The organism is Salipiger abyssi (genome assembly GCF_001975705.1).
GTDB classification, from domain to species: Bacteria; Pseudomonadota; Alphaproteobacteria; order Rhodobacterales; family Rhodobacteraceae; genus Salipiger; species Salipiger abyssi.
On record NZ_CP015092.1, the window covers coordinates 15413 to 30679 of the forward strand.

At 60.2% G+C, this 15267-nt stretch carries 12 protein-coding genes and 3 pseudogenes; 8 read left to right on the forward strand and 7 right to left on the reverse strand.

Annotated features, from left to right (window positions below):
- Positions 1-27: 27 nt before the first annotated feature.
- Positions 28-870: a hypothetical protein gene (locus Ga0080574_RS02750; protein WP_007803218.1), complete on the reverse strand. Its 843-nt coding sequence runs from the start codon at positions 868-870 to the stop codon at positions 28-30.
- A 251-nt stretch (positions 871-1121) separates the two neighbouring features.
- Between Ga0080574_RS02750 and Ga0080574_RS02755 the strand changes: the two genes are divergently transcribed.
- The 4 genes and pseudogenes from Ga0080574_RS02755 to Ga0080574_RS02770 form a co-directional block, all read left to right on the forward strand.
- Positions 1122-2054 carry an IS5-like element ISRhba5 family transposase gene (locus tag Ga0080574_RS02755; protein WP_007803217.1) on the forward strand — a complete coding sequence of 311 codons (933 nt, stop codon included), beginning with the start codon at positions 1122-1124 and terminating at the stop codon, positions 2052-2054.
- A gap of 90 nt (positions 2055-2144) precedes the next feature.
- Positions 2145-3023 carry a TniB family NTP-binding protein gene (locus tag Ga0080574_RS02760; protein ID WP_007803215.1) on the forward strand — a complete coding sequence of 293 codons (879 nt, stop codon included), beginning with the start codon at positions 2145-2147 and terminating at the stop codon, positions 3021-3023.
- A 32-nt stretch (positions 3024-3055) separates the two neighbouring features.
- The gene (locus Ga0080574_RS02765) at positions 3056-3811 is read left to right on the forward strand and encodes a TniQ family protein (RefSeq protein ID WP_228866800.1); all 756 of its coding nucleotides are present in this window, start codon (positions 3056-3058) and stop codon (positions 3809-3811) included.
- Between the two features lie 59 nt (positions 3812-3870).
- Positions 3871-4395: pseudogene (locus tag Ga0080574_RS02770) on the forward strand (IS110 family RNA-guided transposase); the annotation flags it as partial.
- A 346-nt stretch (positions 4396-4741) separates the two neighbouring features.
- On the opposite strand, the gene Ga0080574_RS02775 reads toward Ga0080574_RS02770, so the two are convergent.
- The 3 genes and pseudogenes from Ga0080574_RS02775 to Ga0080574_RS25575 all read right to left on the reverse strand — a co-directional run.
- Positions 4742-6181 (reverse strand): hypothetical protein, encoded by a 1440-nt coding sequence (locus Ga0080574_RS02775; RefSeq protein ID WP_024099412.1) that lies wholly within the window; start codon positions 6179-6181, stop codon positions 4742-4744.
- A gap of 149 nt (positions 6182-6330) precedes the next feature.
- Positions 6331-7184, reverse strand: a pseudogene (locus Ga0080574_RS02780) (IS5 family transposase).
- A 390-nt stretch (positions 7185-7574) separates the two neighbouring features.
- Positions 7575-7739 (reverse strand): annotated as a pseudogene (locus tag Ga0080574_RS25575) (IS110 family transposase); the annotation flags it as partial.
- Between the two features lie 145 nt (positions 7740-7884).
- Here Ga0080574_RS25575 and Ga0080574_RS02785 point away from each other — a divergent pair.
- From Ga0080574_RS02785 to Ga0080574_RS02800, 4 genes are all read left to right on the forward strand, one after another.
- On the forward strand, positions 7885-9519 hold the full coding sequence (locus tag Ga0080574_RS02785) for a TnsB C-terminal domain-containing protein (protein WP_024099411.1): 1635 nt from the start codon (positions 7885-7887) through the stop codon (positions 9517-9519).
- Between the two features lies 1 nt (position 9520).
- Entirely contained in the window at positions 9521-10402 is an 882-nt protein-coding gene (locus tag Ga0080574_RS02790) for a TniB family NTP-binding protein (protein ID WP_024099410.1), read from the forward strand.
- Positions 10399-11190: a TniQ family protein gene (locus Ga0080574_RS02795; protein WP_008335465.1), complete on the forward strand. Its 792-nt coding sequence runs from the start codon at positions 10399-10401 to the stop codon at positions 11188-11190. Before Ga0080574_RS02790 ends, Ga0080574_RS02795 begins: the two co-directional genes overlap by 4 nt.
- A gap of 88 nt (positions 11191-11278) precedes the next feature.
- A complete protein-coding gene (locus tag Ga0080574_RS02800) occupies positions 11279-13054 on the forward strand; it encodes a type IV secretory system conjugative DNA transfer family protein (RefSeq protein WP_237219255.1) in 1776 nt (591 codons plus the stop codon).
- Positions 13055-13189: 135 nt separating this feature from the next.
- Here the strand turns inward: Ga0080574_RS02800 and Ga0080574_RS02805 are convergent, their stop codons facing one another.
- The 3 genes from Ga0080574_RS02805 to Ga0080574_RS26155 all read right to left on the reverse strand — a co-directional run bounded on the left by Ga0080574_RS02805 (position 13190) and on the right by Ga0080574_RS26155 (position 15240).
- Positions 13190-14317 carry an SAVED domain-containing protein gene (locus tag Ga0080574_RS02805; RefSeq protein ID WP_083716748.1) on the reverse strand — a complete coding sequence of 376 codons (1128 nt, stop codon included), beginning with the start codon at positions 14315-14317 and terminating at the stop codon, positions 13190-13192.
- 91 nt (positions 14318-14408) lie between these two features.
- Entirely contained in the window at positions 14409-14921 is a 513-nt protein-coding gene (locus Ga0080574_RS02810) for a Mov34/MPN/PAD-1 family protein (protein WP_074743312.1), read from the reverse strand.
- Complete coding sequence (locus tag Ga0080574_RS26155; RefSeq protein WP_198039722.1) at positions 14911-15240, reverse strand: hypothetical protein; 330 nt, start codon at positions 15238-15240, stop codon at positions 14911-14913. The genes Ga0080574_RS02810 and Ga0080574_RS26155 overlap by 11 nt, the downstream gene beginning before the upstream one ends.
- Between the last annotated feature and the right edge of the window lie 27 nt (positions 15241-15267).

Below are 15267 nucleotides of genomic sequence, written 5' to 3' on the forward strand. Positions count from 1 at the left end.
GCCAGAGTTGTGGCACCCGATCCATCATCACCGCGAGATTTCGCCCGCCAGGACTGCACGCCCGTGGACTGCAAGCGTAGCAGTGAACCTCGGGCAACCGAACTGCCGGATCACGGCGACAATGCGCGCATCGTACGCCGCTTGCCCTATGACGCGACACAGGTCTGACGCGTGAAACTGGCGGTTCGAGCTTGGCGCAGCCTTGATCTGTTCGTGCAGCTCGCGCTCTCGTGGCTCTTGAACCGGCTGTGGTGCGGGGAGAGCCGGTGGGCGCGTCGCTTCTCCAAGCGAGGTGCGCCACCGGCGCATGAAGCCGAGCAGGAAACCGGCCGGAACCTTGCTGTTCCCACGGGCCCGGTTGAAGGCAAGGAAGCGTTCCCAGATCACTTGCGTATCGACGTTCCAGCAGGGTAGGGCGCTCTTCGCGGCCTTGATCAGCTCGGCCCAGCATGTTCGGAACACGTTCGAGCAACCGTCAATGTTGATCTGTCCTGTGAATATAGTTTTGTTAGATTCTTCTCTAGATAGTGATGTGTCGTCTCCGTCTGACACGAGATCGTGGGTCTGTTCGCCGTCGTCAAAGGCCGCGAAGCGGAAGAGCCAGGGGGCGAACTTGCCGTTCGACTTCTCGCGCTCAAGCTTCAGTTCAGAAGTTTCAAGCTCACTCAGCAGAACGCTCAGGTACTGGCGCGAGACGCCCATCTTCGCTGCCAGAGAGGACAGGGTGAAGGCAGCCGTGCCGCGGGGCAGGCCGTTATACCCGTCCTTCCACGCAATTCCGTCGAGGATGAGCGTGGCCAGTTTGTGCGCCGAAACAGAGAGGTCTGTCTGCGTGATCCGCCTTAGGATCAGGCCAGTCGTTGGTTCCATGGTCGTATCTCCTGAGAGAGACGATGCCATGTCGAGAGCAAACAACATTCTTGCCAGCAAAAACACTTTGCTGGTTGCAGGGGTTCGGACACTGCGCTAGAAGAACCGTGTTCAGGGGTTTTTTTCTAGCGCGGCGTCAGGCTTCTCGGTCTGGCGTCGTTTCCCTTTTTTTGGGTGATGCACTGGGCGTTGTTGCAGAACTCAGTCGGTGAAGGATTCACATCGGGAATCCATGCGGTTAGACGATCTGCATGAGCAAGCCCAAGCCCGCCCGCTACCGCACGACGAACTGGTCCAGCTACAACGATGCGCTCAGGAAGCGCGGATCGCTGCTGATCTGGCTGGACAAGGAGATGACCTGGCACGCGCCGCATGAGGGACGCCCAGGGCGCCCGCCGGTCTTTTCGAATGCCGCGATCCAGTTTTGCCTGTCGCTCAAGGTTCTGTTCAAGCTACCGCTCAGGCAGACAGCCGGAATGGTCGCGAGCCTCCTGCGCCTGGCAGGGCTAGACTGGCCCGTTCCGGACTACTCGACGCTGTGCCGCAGACAGAAGACCCTCAAGGTGCAGATCCCCTATCGCCGTGCCGAAGGGCCGCTGAATCTTCTGGTGGACAGCACCGGCATCAAGTTTCTTGGCGACGGCGAATGGCAGGCCCGCAAGCATGGCGTTCAGGGCCGCCGCCAATGGCGCAAGGTGCATCTGGCGATGGATATCGCCACCTCGGATATCCGGGCCGTCGAGTTCACCCCTAGCCGGGAAGGCGACAGCCCAGTCCTGCCGGACCTGTTGGGCCAGATCCCCGAGGACGAGGACATCGGCACCGTGACCGCGGATGGTGCCTACGATACCCGCCGCTGCCACGGCGCCGTCATCGCACGCGGTGGCACGGCAATCATACCGACCCGAAGGAACGGTCGAGCTTGGAAAGAGGACTGCCCGGCTGCCAAGGCGCGCAACGAAACCCTGCGCGCCACGCGTCACTACGGTCGGGCATTCTGGAAGCGGTGGACCGGATACCACGCCCGTAGCCGAGTGGAGGCCAAGATGCGATGCCTGAAGGCCTTCGGTGAGCGCATCGCCGCGCGGGATCCAGATCGCCAAACCGCCGAAATCCACATCCGGGTCGCCCTTGTCAATCGCTTCAACGCGCTCGGCACCGCCCACGTCGTCCGCGTGGCATGAAACTGAATGGGAAAGGGGCACTCACAACTCAGGCCGACTTTCTGCAACAACGCCCATCGCGCCCCATGTTCAAGGTGGAGCGCTGGTGAATTGAGGGCAGAAACTGAAGACGACGGCCGCATCGCCCTCATTCAATCGGACATCTGGATCGGCTTTCCCCGAGCGGAGCAAGTGCTGGACCGGCTGCATGGTCTGATTGAGATGTCGCGGCAGACCCGCATGCCTGGCCTTCTGGTGCATGGGGCGTCCGGCATCGGCAAAACAATGATCGCCCGCAACCTGTCGCGACGCTATGCGCCGGAGTATGATCCGGAGTCGGGCGTCACCCACACCCCGTTACTTCTGTTGCAGGCGCCACCCGCTCCTGATGAGCGGCGGTTCTATATGCACATCCTCGCAGCCGTCGGAGCCCCGTCGTCGACGCTGAGCCTGAAGGCGCAGAGTGTTGCCTCGCTGGAAGTTCGGGTCGTGGGCCTTTTGCGCGACCTCGGGCTGCGGATGATCATGATCGACGAAGTCCACAACCTTCTTGCGGGCACGCATAGGGAACAGCGCCGGTTCCTCAATGTCTTGAGGTATCTCAGCAACGAGCTGGAGGCATCTTTGGTCTGCTACGGTGTCAGCGAAGCCGTCGATGCCATTCGCGGCGATGTCCAACTGGCCCGTCGGCTTGATGAACACCACCTGCCGAATTGGCGCGATGATGCCGAGTTTTCGGATATGATCCAGACATTGATCGCGGCCATGCCGCTGGAGAAGAAATCCAATCTGCAAGTGCGGTCGCTCAAGCAGATCCTCGCATTAACTGGCGGGGTGACGTCCCGCATCTTTGCCTTGGTCAAGGATCTGTCCATCGACGCGATCATCAGCGGTGACGAGTGCGTCACTGATGATGCCATCGCAAAATGGACACCGGTCTGGTCGCGCCATGCAAACGCTCAGCGACGGCTCGAGAAATCTGGGGCGTGACGTGTATCCCGCTGCCGATATCGGTGACGCCAGTGCCGGACGAGTTGCTTTCTGGTTGGTTATCGCGACTGGCCGCTTCCAATCATTGCGAGGTAGCAGACCTGCTCGCCCATATCGGGATCGACGCAAAATATGCTGCAGCCCTTGATTTTGATCTCGACATGCTGGCCGCGGATAGGATTTCCGTTGCGGCGCGCTTCGATCCAGCGTTCGTGTCGTCGATGACTTTCGCGGCGATGCCGGAAGCAGAGATGCGGTTGACCGCACAGGTGCCGTTCCAGGCTTGCACAAGCTGCGCTGATGGCGGCCTTGAGCTCAGGCACTGGCGTAGGGCCTGGGCGTTCGACTGCCAGATTTGTGGTGCCCGGCTTCTTCCAAAGGCCGACAGGCAAAATGGCGCAGCGGTCTCCGAAAAGCTGGTTGATCGTGCCCGCCGGGGGGCACGGATCCTGGAGCGTGTCGCGGTGTCGGGCAGCGCGCGTCAACTACGCCGAGCCATGCGGGCGGTCACCTTCGCGATGGGACTCAAAGCTTTATGTGGAGACCCTTTCTTCGCGCTTCAAAGCCCCCGCCCGAACATAAGGCTCTTCTGCCTTGCCGCCATTGCCTCCGCCCAATCACGTCCACTGGTAAAGGCTGCGTTGTGCAGCATGGACATCGACGTCTACGCACGAGTTGCCCTGCTTCGCGCCTACGATAAGGAGCCCCGACTGCTTGCAACCGTCGACCAGATTGCTCAGCGGATGCGACTACGCGTCGGCGGTTCAGCCACCTCATCTCAAATTTAAGGGCAAGAAAGGCCGGAAAACGCGCCGTGTCTCGGATTTAAGGGCAAGGCGACACCCACTTCCGAGAGAACCAGGAACGGTTGCCTGACCATGCTGCGGCTGCCATCCATGCGTTGATCTGCCAAGCGGAGGCGATTGCCGATCAGGCTGAGGCCCTGGAGAAACGGATCCTCGAGTGGCACCGGACGCACGAGACGAGCCGGCGACTGGCGACCATTCCCGGTATCGGACCGATCACCGCCAGCGCAATTGCTGCAAATGTTCCGGATCCGAGCCTGTTCCGCTCGGCACGACAGTTCGCGGCCTGGCTAGGCCTGACGCCACGGGCGAACTCAAGCAGTGGCAAGGATCGACAGACCGGGATCAGCAAGCAGGGTGATGGATATATCCGGCGACTGCTCGTTTCCGGCGCGACTGCGGTGCTTCGCTTTGCAAGGCAGGGCGATGCCGGCAAGGCTTGGATGCTTGGGCTTAAAGCACGCAAGCGACCGAAAGTCGTTGCGGTCGCGCTCGCCAACAAGACTGCCCGGATCGCTTGGGCGCTCCTGCGCCGCAACGAGATCTACGCGGCCCCTGTCTCCTGAGCGCGGAACCGCTGACGGAATGCGTGAAGCTGAGAAGAGATGACAAACCGGTCGAACCGGGGATCGGGACACCCCAGGGGGTCAAGGCGCAGAAAGCGCGCAATTTTGATTGGGACCCGATCCGCGGACTTCATCTGGGCCAGCGGCTAGACCGCACCACAAAGGCCGTAGACATGACTGCTTTCGGCATAGGCGCGTCAATTCCCAGCTTGCGCAGCAGGGGTCGTCCAGACATGGGAACACTTGCCCTCGCCAGAGATGCCCACTGCGCGTTGGCGACGGTCCACCAATGACTTGCGCCACCGGACCTGTGGGGGAACCGGCGCAGCGCCAGTTCCCCATCGGCTCATTCTGCCGGAACCCAGGGCCGGTTATAGGCTGCCACGCGCCAATCACCGTGTTCGATGAACCGGGGGGCGCTCCCGGTTTCCAGCGCCTCGGCTGCGGCGTTCAGCGCCTCGGGCGATGTCTCGGGCCAGGCGCCCGTTTCGATCCGTTCGACCAGGGTCTCGACGATGGCCGTGCTTTCGGCAGCCGTGAACTCGCAATGGCCCGTGCCCTGGACCAGCGACTGCCGATACAGATCGCCGGTACCCTGCTCCTGCACCAGCGCGCCGTAGCCTTCCATCAGCGTGTAGGGAATGGCCCAGTCGCCCAGCATGTGGATGCGGATCGCCGGAACCTGCAGATCGCCGGTCGTCGTGCGCCCGTCTGCGGCCCAGAAATCGCGCGCATAATCCGAGGCCGCGATGCGGGGGGCGGCGTCGATCCTGGCAATGTCGGCCTGAAGGTCCAAACCGGCCTGTTCGTAGAGCGCCTCAACCGTCCGCGCCATCGCGGGTGCGGCATTCTGGTAGAAGGCGGCATAGTCGACCCCCTCGTTCCCGGAAAGTTGCTGCCCCGATGCGGCGTTTTCGAACAGAAGCCGCGAGGACCCGCCAACATTACCGCCGATGCGCAGCGCCGAGGCCACGATCATGTCGGCCATGGCGCCGGCATCCGCGGTGTCGGGTAGTTCGGTCCCCTCGACCATCCACGGCGACCACTGTCCGATGGCGAAGGCAAGCGCCAGCCGCGCGCGGCCCTCCGGGCTTTCGCCCGCCGTTTCGATGGCGGCCATCCAGGACGCACGGATCGCGTCAAGGCTGCGCTCGCCACCCGCTCCGGCATTGGGCAGGCCGACGATGGCGAGATCGCTGGCCGGACCGTGCCCAGCGGCCTCATAGCTTTCGCCCAGCAGGGTCTGCATGGCGAACCAGCCATCCAGGAAACTGCTCATGATCCAGACCGGCGTATGGGCGGCAAGCACGGCGGCACCGTCGATCCTGTCCGGGTAATCCTCGGCCGAAGCGAGGCTGTCGAGCCCTCCGCCAGAACAGCCGTATTGCAGCACCATGTCAGGAGCGCGCTCCAGGTCCGTGAAAATGTCCTGAACAGCTTGTAGATTCAGGATTTCACGCTGCGGATCGTATTGCCACAGGCGCAGCGGGTGCCGGGCGAGCCCGGCGAAGGCATAGCCACGACCGAGCAGGTCGTCATACCGCTGGACCGCTGACGCGACCGAAACGTTGCTGGCGAAATCCAGATCCCTGAGTAGTCGACCATTCCAGTTCTCGGGCACGCGGATCAGCCATGCCGTCCCGTCCGGCAGGGTTCCCGCATGTTCGTTGAAGGCGGGCTGCTCCTGCGCCGACGCGAGCGGGGCGAAGCCCGCGGTCAGAGCGAGGCAAAGCACCACCATTCCGGTCCGCGAACGCGGGCCGGCCAAATTGGCTGTCCGTGACATGAATTTCCTCCAGTTTGATGCAGCGATGAAATCCGGCTCCTCTTCCGGGGAACCATCGCCGGGAAAAACATAGATAGCTAATTATTAGTGTCAAGGGCTCTGATGCACAAATCGGCTTAAGGCCGAGGTTCCCCTTTCCCCGGACGGACTTATCCCACAGCTTCCGTGACGGGTATTCCGAGCGCGGTGTAGCCGTTCAGGACGGCGATGCGGACCTGGAGTTCGGCGACCTGTCGATCGAAGTCCCGTGCCATGAGCCGCTGGCCCAGCAACTTGATACAATGCATCTTTGTCTCGACGCGGCTTCGGCGGTGGTATCCACTCCATCGTCGCCAGAGCGCGCGGCCCAGGTATTTCGCCGCGCGCAGGGCCTCATTTCGCGCCACGGCTCCGGCGGTGATCGTCTTCCAGGGCTTCGCGTTCTTGCGGGGCGGGATGACGGCATGGGCACCGCGATCTGCAATCGCATCGTGGCATTTGCGCGTGTCGTAGGCGCCATCAGCCGTAACGCTACCGATTTCCTGGTCCTGCGGGATTTGGTCGAGAAGGTGGGTAGGATGGGCGCATCACCGATGTGGCTCCCGGTGACTTCGACGGCCCGGATCTCCAACGTTTCTTCATCGATCCCAAGGTGGAGCTTGCGCCAGACGCGCCGTTTCGGGCCGCCATGCTTGCGTGCGTGCCACTCGCCTTCACCTTCGACCTTGATCCCGGTGCTGTCGATCAGCAGGTGCAACGGCCCCTTGGAGCCGCGGTAGGGGATGTTCACGGCCAAGGTCTTCTGGCGGCGAGATAGCGTGCTGAAGTCGGGCACCGTCCAGTTCAGGCCGACCAGCCGTAGCAGGCTCTCGACGAACCCGGTCGTCTGCCGGAGCGCCATGCCGAACAGCACTTTCATCGAGAGGCACGTCTGGATAGCGGCATCGCTGTAGGTCTGCTGGCGGCCACGCCTGCCTGTCGGCGCGGCATCCCAGCTCATCTCGGGGTCAAACCAGATCGTCAGCGAGCCCCGGCGCTTGACTGCTTCATTGTAGGCTGGCCAGTTCCTGGTCTTGTAGGTCGGGGGTATGGGTCTGCTCATGCAGCCTGACTAACAGACTGGATTCGCAAGGTGAAACCTTCACAGCATTTGCGCAACATGTATAACCGCCCCTTGCGCAAGAGGGTTTCTGGATCAGTTTCGCGCGGTGTCGGGTGCTGACATGTATCCGGCCTCTGTTGCGGCCATCATCACGCCGCGGGCCCGTATGGTGTTCGCAGGTCGGGTCCAGATCAAAGCCGCGTGCTCGATGGCACTCTGTTGCGCTCTGGTTCTCCCGATCCCGTCTCACGACCGTGCGCCAAACGTCTCCTTGCCCTCTTCCGCTCCGACGTCCTCGCGACCAGTGACGGCTTACGCCGCAGCGGTCGGAGACTGGTAGGCGCCGCCTCGGGCCATCAGCGCCCAGACGATCCGCGCCATTTTGTTCGCCAGCGCGACCCGCACCAGCATCGGCGGCTTGCGCGTCAGCATCTCGCCAAGCCATGTGCCCGGCCGGGCAGCGGCATGAACATGCCTGTCGCGTAGCCCTTAATTGTGAGATGAGAAATCCAACGAAATCAACGGCCTTGCTTTGCCCTTAAATATGATATTTTGCCTTTAAATCCGATATTTTTGCCCTTAAACCTGAGACAGGGTTCGCAGCTTCGTGTGGCAAATATTGATGGATGATGATCGCGAAGACTTCGTTGCCGCTGGTGCTGAGGAGGCGCGCAGGGCGGCCGTTCTGCGTCCGCTTGTTCAGGCATATCTCAAAGGAACTGGCAGTCTGGAAAGTGGCATCAATGACGCCGTTTGGGAGCTTGGTGTCAGCAGGGCGACTGTCTGGCGCTGGATAAAGCGTCTGGCCGAAGAGGGTGGGCGCACCAGCGCGCTGGCTTCTCGGAAACGGGGCCGCCCGACTGGTACAACCTTGATATCCGGCAAGGTGGAAGCGGTGATCGAAGAACATCTTCGCCGTTATTTCTTACGGCGGGAACGCCCAAGCCTGTCGCGCATCGTGACAGAAATCCGAAGCGCGTGCTGGCAGCAGGGCTTGCAACCGCCGACACGTCGGACGGTTCAGCGCAGGCTGGATGCAATGGATGCCCGTGAAATTGCCAAGGCACGCGAAGGCGCAAAGGCGGCCCGCCAGAAATTTGCGCCGGTCGTAGGCGACAACAAGGCAAACCGGCCACTGGAGGTCGTGCAAATCGACCATACGCCTGCGGACATCATTCTCGTCGACAGTTTTGAACGCAAACCAATTGGGCGGCCTTGGGTCACGCTGGCGATCGACGTCGCAACGCGGATGGTGACCGGATATTACACCTCTCTCGAGGCACCTTCGCGTCTGTCGGTGGCGCTTTGCCTGACACAGGCTGTGGCCCCCAAGGCGGAACTTCTGGCGGAATTGGTGCGCAATGTTCCTTGGCCCGCGCAGGGTAAACCGCATAGCATCCACGTCGATAACGGGCGCGATTTCCGGTCGCATGCCTTTCGGTCGGCATGTGCAGAATGGGGGATCGATCTGGTCTATCGGCCGCCAGGCAGTCCTCATTTCGGAGGGCACATCGAACGATTGATCGGCACGATGATGGGGGCCGTGCACCTGTTGCCTGGAACAACGCAATCCTCGGTCGTGGCCAAGGGCGACTATGACGCCGAGGGCATGGCCACGATGACCTTAAGCGACTTCGATCGCTGGTTTGCTCTGGAAATCTGCCGCTACAACAACAGCATTCATTCAAGTCTTGGCTGCACGCCCGTTGCCAAATGGGAGGCGCTCTCAGAGCAAATGATGGGCGATATCCCCTTCGAGATTGAAGCCTTTCGGGTGAGCTTTCTGCCAAGTGAACTGCGCAAGGTCAGGCGTGACGGCATCCATCTGTTCCAGATACGGTACTGGTCCGATGCGCTTGCAGGCCACATCGGGCGCGGGGATGGAAAGGTGGTCGTCCGCTACGACCCTCGCGACCTCTCGGTGATCTGGGTCGAACTGGATAATGACCGATACGTCGAAGCTCGGTACCGAAACCTGGAAATTCCGCCTGTGTCGCTCTGGGAATATCGCGAAGCCATGAGGAATGCCCGTGCCCTTGGCAAGTCCGGGTCCAATGAGCTGGTCCTGGCTGAGCTGATCCGACAGCAACGCCAAATCGAGTCTGAAAGCCGGAGCCTGACGAGGGCCGAACGCCGATCCCGTGAAAGAAAAGGGACATTGGAGGGCGCCAACTCGGCCGTCTCAACAACCGAAGGGCTGCGCGCGATCGATACGGGTGATACATCGCGCCCATTGTTCAAGGTGGAGAGATGGTGAATTGAGGGCAGGAAAAACAGAGGAAGACGGTCGGATCACCCTCATTCAATCGGATATCTGGATTGGCTTTCCGCGGGCCGAACAAGTTCTGGACCGTTTGCAGTGTATGATCGAAGCGCCAAGGCAAACCCGTATGCCTGGCCTTCTTGTGCATGGCGCGTCCGGGATCGGAAAGACGATGATCGCCCGCAATCTTTCGCGCAGATATGCACCGGAATATGACCCAGCATCGGGAATTACGCGAACGCCGCTGTTACTGTTACAAGCACCACCAGCTCCCGACGAACGACGGTTCTATCTGCACATCCTGGCGACCGTCGGGGCACCGGCCACGGCACTGAGCGCGCGCGCTCAAAATGTGGCCTCCCTCGAAGTCCGTGTCGTCGCGCTCTTGCGCGACCTTGGCCTGCGGATGATCATGATCGACGAAGTCCACAACCTCTTGGCCGGGACCCACCGCGAACAGCGCCGCTTTCTCAATGTTCTGCGGTATCTCAGCAATGAACTCGAAGTGTCGCTGGTCTGCCTGGGGGTCAGCGAGGCCGTCGATGCCATCCGTGGTGATATCCAGCTTGCCAGGCGGCTGGACGAACATCACCTTCCAAACTGGCGCGACGACGCCGAGTTCTCGGACATGATCCAGACACTCATCGCGGCAATGCCCCTCGAGAAGAAATCCAATCTGAAGGTCAAGTCACTAAAGCAGATACTTGCGCTGACCGGCGGGGTGACCTCGCGCATCTTCGCCCTGATCAAGGATCTTTCCATCGACGCCATTGTCACAGGTGATGAATGCATCACCGATGACGCAATCGCAAAATGGACGCCGGTTTGGTCGCGCCATGCGAACCCCCATCGGCGGCTCGAGAAGTCCGGGGTGTGAAGCCGCACCCGCTGCCCAAGACTGTCGCGCCGCTGCCCGACGAGTTGTTGTCAGGTTGGTTGTCTAGGCTGGCGGCGGCCAACTACTGTGATGATGCGGAACTACTGGCTCATCTCAGAATCGATACCGCGCATGGCACCGCCTTGAACTTCAACGTCGACGCGGCTGCGGCGGCGAAGATTGCCAACGCCGCACGGATTGACCCAGATGTTGTGCGATCTTTGACCTTCCCAGCAATGACGACACGAGAAGCCTCGCTGACGGCCCAGATACCATTCCAGCATTGCCTGCAATGTTCCAGAGAGGGCCTTTCGCTCAAGCATTGGAGGCGAGCCTGGGCATTCGACTGCCAGGTTTGTGGGACGAGACTTGTGCCGACGCTCGGCAAGGCCAGTGGCGAACAGATGCCCGAAAAGCTGATAAATCGTGCGCGCAACGGCGCCGCGCGGCTTGAATACGCCGCGCGATTACGCAGCTCCAAGCAATTTCGGCGCGCAATGCGCGCGGTCACCTTTGCCATATCATTAAAGGCCTTCCGCGGAGATCCGTTATACGCTCTTCAGGGCCACAGGCTGGAAGTAAGGCTGTTTGGCCTTGCTGCAATTGATGCAGCCCAATCCCGTCCACTGGTCAAAGCGGCCATCTCAAGCTCCGGCATCGACGACTATGCAAGGGTTGCTCTATTGCGCGCCTTCGATAAGGAGCCACGTCTGCTTGCCGCGGTTGTTTACATCGCCCGGCAGCGCGCGAAAAGCATAGGCGCGATGGCAGTGGAATCTCATAATTAAGGGCAAAAAATATCCCCGAACGCGTCGTGTCTCAGATTTAAGGGCAACGCGACACCTGATCATCGGCAGCTTCGCCGCCGCCGGCCTCATGCTGAGCCTCGCCCTCTCGGGGTCCGCCCTGACACGCTTTGGCCAGACCCATTGGCAGACCGCGCGCGAGATGAAGGCCAATGGCTTCTTCGGGGCGCCAGGGACCGGGTTCATCCTCGGCAAGCTGGGGACGCCGGGCTCCCGCGCCAATTACATATGCTCGAAGGTTTTTCCGCATGCGCTGATCGTGGCCCCCACGGGCCGTGGCAAGACCACGGGTTTTGTCATTCCGAACCTTCTGACCTGGCAAGGCTCCGCCGTGACGCTCGATGTGAAAGGCGAATGTTTCGAGGCCACGGCCCGACACCGCGCAGCCCAAGGCGACAAGGTCTATCGCTTTGCCCCCACCGATTGGGAGGGCAAGCGCACGCATCGCTACAACCCGCTCCTGCGCATCTATCAACTGAAAGATCCCGCCCGCCAGCAGATGGAATTGCAGCTTCTTGCGACGCTCTTCCTGCAGAGCGACAATGACCGGGTGCAGGGGCTGCTCAAGGGCGGGATCGATCTCTTCGTGGCAGCAGGCCTGCTGGCGTTCCAGCGCAAGCGCCCCACCTTGGGAGAAATCTACCGCATCGCGGCCTCGGGCGGGAACAAGCAGAAGGAGTATTTCGCGCGCGGCCATGAGGTGGACAACCGGGCGGCCAAGCTGATCTTCACGCGGCTGGCTTCGACCAACAACGATACGCTGACGTCTTACGTTTCGCTCCTGATGACCTCGGGGCTCGATCAATGGCAGAACCCCGCGATCGATGAGGCGACGGCGGTGTCGGACTTTGATTTCCGCACGATCCGCAAGAAGCCCTTTTCAGTGTATCTCGTGGTCCAGCCGCTGATGGTGAAGCCGCTCGCGCCGCTGATCCGGCTGTTTTTCTCCGACCTGCTCTCCGCCATGCAGGAAAAGGATCCCGGGCCAGACGAGCCGTGGCCCGTGATGATCATGCTCGACGAGTTCAATCGCCTCGGAAAAATGCCCATCGTGGTCGAGAGCATCGAGACCCTGCGCACCTATCGCGGCCACCTGGCTGTGGTCACGCAAACCATCCCCGCCCTCGATGAAATCTATGGCGAGAACACCCGCCGCGCCCTGCAGGGCAATGCCGGCGTGAAGCTCTACCTGACGCCCTCGGATGAGAAGACCGTCGAGGAGCTGAGCAAGGCGGTCGGCAAGACCACAAAGACCGTGGTCACGCGCTCACAGTCCATCGGCAAGAACCCCTTTGAGGGCCGCAGCCAATCCACACGGACCGAAGAGAGTTCCTTGCTCCCTGAAGATGAGGCGCGCCGTCTGCCCCTCGACGAGATTGTCATGGTGATCGATGCCCAGATGCCGGTCCGGGCAAAGCGGATACAGTATTTTGATGATCGGCTGTTCAAGGCGATCCACGCGGCACAGACGGGCGAGTTGCCGTTTCCGGAGCCGGGGGGAGGGGGGCTGCAGGGGAACCTGCCGCTCAGTGTGCGCGCCATGCCGATGACGCCGCCGTCGGATGGGCCAGGGGGAACAGAAGCCGATATGGAGAGGGCGAGCCAGGCTGGCGATGGTCAACCGTCAGGCCAAGCCGACGCCGCTCCAAAGAAGACCGCGCCTGTCGTTCAAGCCGTCATCGCCGAGGAACAGCGCCAGATGGAGATGGATTTTGGCAGCAGCGTCGTGGATTCTGAAGCTGCGAGCGTAGCTGATGAGGCGCAGATGCGCTCTGCAGTCGATGGCTTGGACGAAATGGAAGCGATGCTGAGAGAGGAGGATGGTGAAAGGCTGGTTGCGCGATAGGGTGGCGAGGATGGCTTGTCTGGCTGGGCGATGAGCAAACACTTGCCGTGCTAGCTAGAAAATCCTTAAGGTTGGGAGGTCAGCGGCCAATAGCGCGTTGGAATGACGAACCTTCGGCTGACGATTTATGAGGGCCTAAGCACTTACCGTGATTATCGGCTCGAATCCCTTCCCCGGCTTTTGGTCGTAGATGACTAGCGGCAAATCGGCTTTAGGCATTCGTGTGCGGCCAGTTTCGACCGCTGCGGAAACGGGAAGAACCGGAAACATGTTAATAATCGCATCCTCGCCGTGATGGGCTTTGATCTGATCAAAAAGCCTGCGAAGGTGGGCCTTGTAGATTGCAAGATCGTCCAGTCTTCGCATGATGTCGTTGTGAGGATCCTCTGCCGTGATTGACCAGATGGCCGTGTTGTCGCCGAGAACCGAGCTAATTCTCTGATCATCGACGGTCGCACTGAGCGCCAGCTTGAGGGCGACTGGTACGTCTTTCGGCCCAGAATACTCGCCAACTTTGAAATTTATCGACGGCTGGTGGAGTTGCCATTTCCAAGTAGATGGCTCGCGGTGCTTTTGGTGAACAGATACAGGCATGATGTCACCAAGTAATGTACCCAGTTCGATGAGAAGCGGCTGTGGCGCAAGCGCAAACACACTCAACTGTAGAATCTCCTTCTGTTCTATCCGCTCTTTCACCTTGCGTTGGAATTGGCGGTGTAAATGCGCGCTTTGCATGCCCCAAAACTCCGGTTCATCATCCTTGATTTCTGAATTCAGCTCGATGTCGATGGTTCGTCGCTCCGCCGGATGCCTGTCGGGCGGCATAGCGGCAAAAATGGCTTTGGTGGAAACCAAAGAGTCCATTTGGCCGATATTCGCCGCGAAACGGAGCACATGCGCCGCGCGGTCAGCGTCCATATCTGTAACAGTCTCGATCCGCTCTTCGTGCTCGCGCTTCATTGCCACGAGCGTTTCTTCCGGATAGTCGTCCACGTGGTCTACGTCGATTTCCTTGTGATGGATGGGGCACATCAGCATCAGGTTGCTGATGTCGCGGGCGAGGAGTGGCGAACGGACTTTATCACCCCTTGGACCATTATCGCTATCTGCCACAATATGCGCGATGAAACCGAACTTTCCGTCTTCCTTGCCAGCGATTAGATCCCCGACAAGGAGCTTGTTGCATCCTGAAAATTCACATCGACCCGCCGCCAAAGCCCATAATTGGGTCTGAATCTTGGCCGGGATATTTGAACTAGACAATTTTTTGCTCCATTTTGATTAGCGCTACCACAGCGAGTTACGATTGGATGGTCAGACGAGTAGTCAACCGATTTCCGGCTATCGAATGATGCTAGTGTTCCGACGGTTTCCAACCTTCGCCAAGTCCAGCTTCGGGAACTGCATTCGCAATTATCAGCTGGCCGGTCTCGGGCAATTGGCCACGTTGAAACGTAGTGATAGTCGCCTGAATCGAGGCGTTGCCCATTAGACGGACAATGACCAACGCTGCAAACGAAGGTCCGCTGTTTTCGACCATATCCGTCATCGAGGCCACGTCGATCTCGCTAGGTATTGGTGGGAATGTCGGGTGCGAGTGCCATTCGCCAAGATAGTCAACCCGACCAGCGCGACCACTATTTTCCAGCAAGATCCGATCCATCTGTTGTGAGTGCGGCTCAGGCAAACTATCGAAACGATCTCGTGACCCCGCCTCAAGATCGACGGTGAAACCGACGAGTTCAAATTTTCCCGGAGCTGTCTGTTCTGCAACCAACCACCCGCCGATCTCGCGGTTGCCGCCTTGCTTAAGGTGGATCTGCAGTTTCGCAAGCTGCGAGCGTGGGACTGTGAGGCTAAGCGTCATCTTGTACTCCAAGGTGAGTCATGACGCGTTCAACGCCCTCTTCTGCACAACTTGTGCTGTCTATTACCCATCCGTCGGTAGGACCGAAAATGACCGGATGGGTGTCAAAGGGATGATCAAAGATCCAGCCTTTGCGAAGGCCGATAAAGTATGCAGGTTCCGGATGAACTCTAATCTCCGTTGTTGAAAGGGCGTCTAGGGCATGACGAACCAGCCTGTTGGCAATGACCCCTACATCGCCGTCAGAGGCGAATAAGGGCTCATCGTCGTCATCACCTTGCACCCCGTAATTGTGTTCGCGGCCCTCTGGCGGTGCCATGCCTTTCTCCTCGCACCATGCTCGCAA

Excerpts from the sequence above, each read along its gene's own strand:
- Ga0080574_RS02750 (WP_007803218.1), bottom strand. The coding sequence starts at position 870 with ATGGAACCAACGACTGGCCTGATCCTAAGGCGGATCACGCAGACAGAC.
- Ga0080574_RS02755 (WP_007803217.1), top strand. The coding sequence starts at position 1,122 with ATGAGCAAGCCCAAGCCCGCCCGCTACCGCACGACGAACTGGTCCAGC.
- Ga0080574_RS02775 (WP_024099412.1), bottom strand. The coding sequence starts at position 6,181 with ATGTCACGGACAGCCAATTTGGCCGGCCCGCGTTCGCGGACCGGAATG.
- Ga0080574_RS02785 (WP_024099411.1), top strand. The coding sequence starts at position 7,885 with ATGGATGATGATCGCGAAGACTTCGTTGCCGCTGGTGCTGAGGAGGCG.
- Ga0080574_RS02800 (WP_237219255.1), top strand. The coding sequence starts at position 11,279 with ATGCTGAGCCTCGCCCTCTCGGGGTCCGCCCTGACACGCTTTGGCCAG.
- Ga0080574_RS02810 (WP_074743312.1), bottom strand. The coding sequence starts at position 14,921 with ATGACGCTTAGCCTCACAGTCCCACGCTCGCAGCTTGCGAAACTGCAG.
- Ga0080574_RS26155 (WP_198039722.1), bottom strand. The coding sequence starts at position 15,240 with ATGGCACCGCCAGAGGGCCGCGAACACAATTACGGGGTGCAAGGTGAT.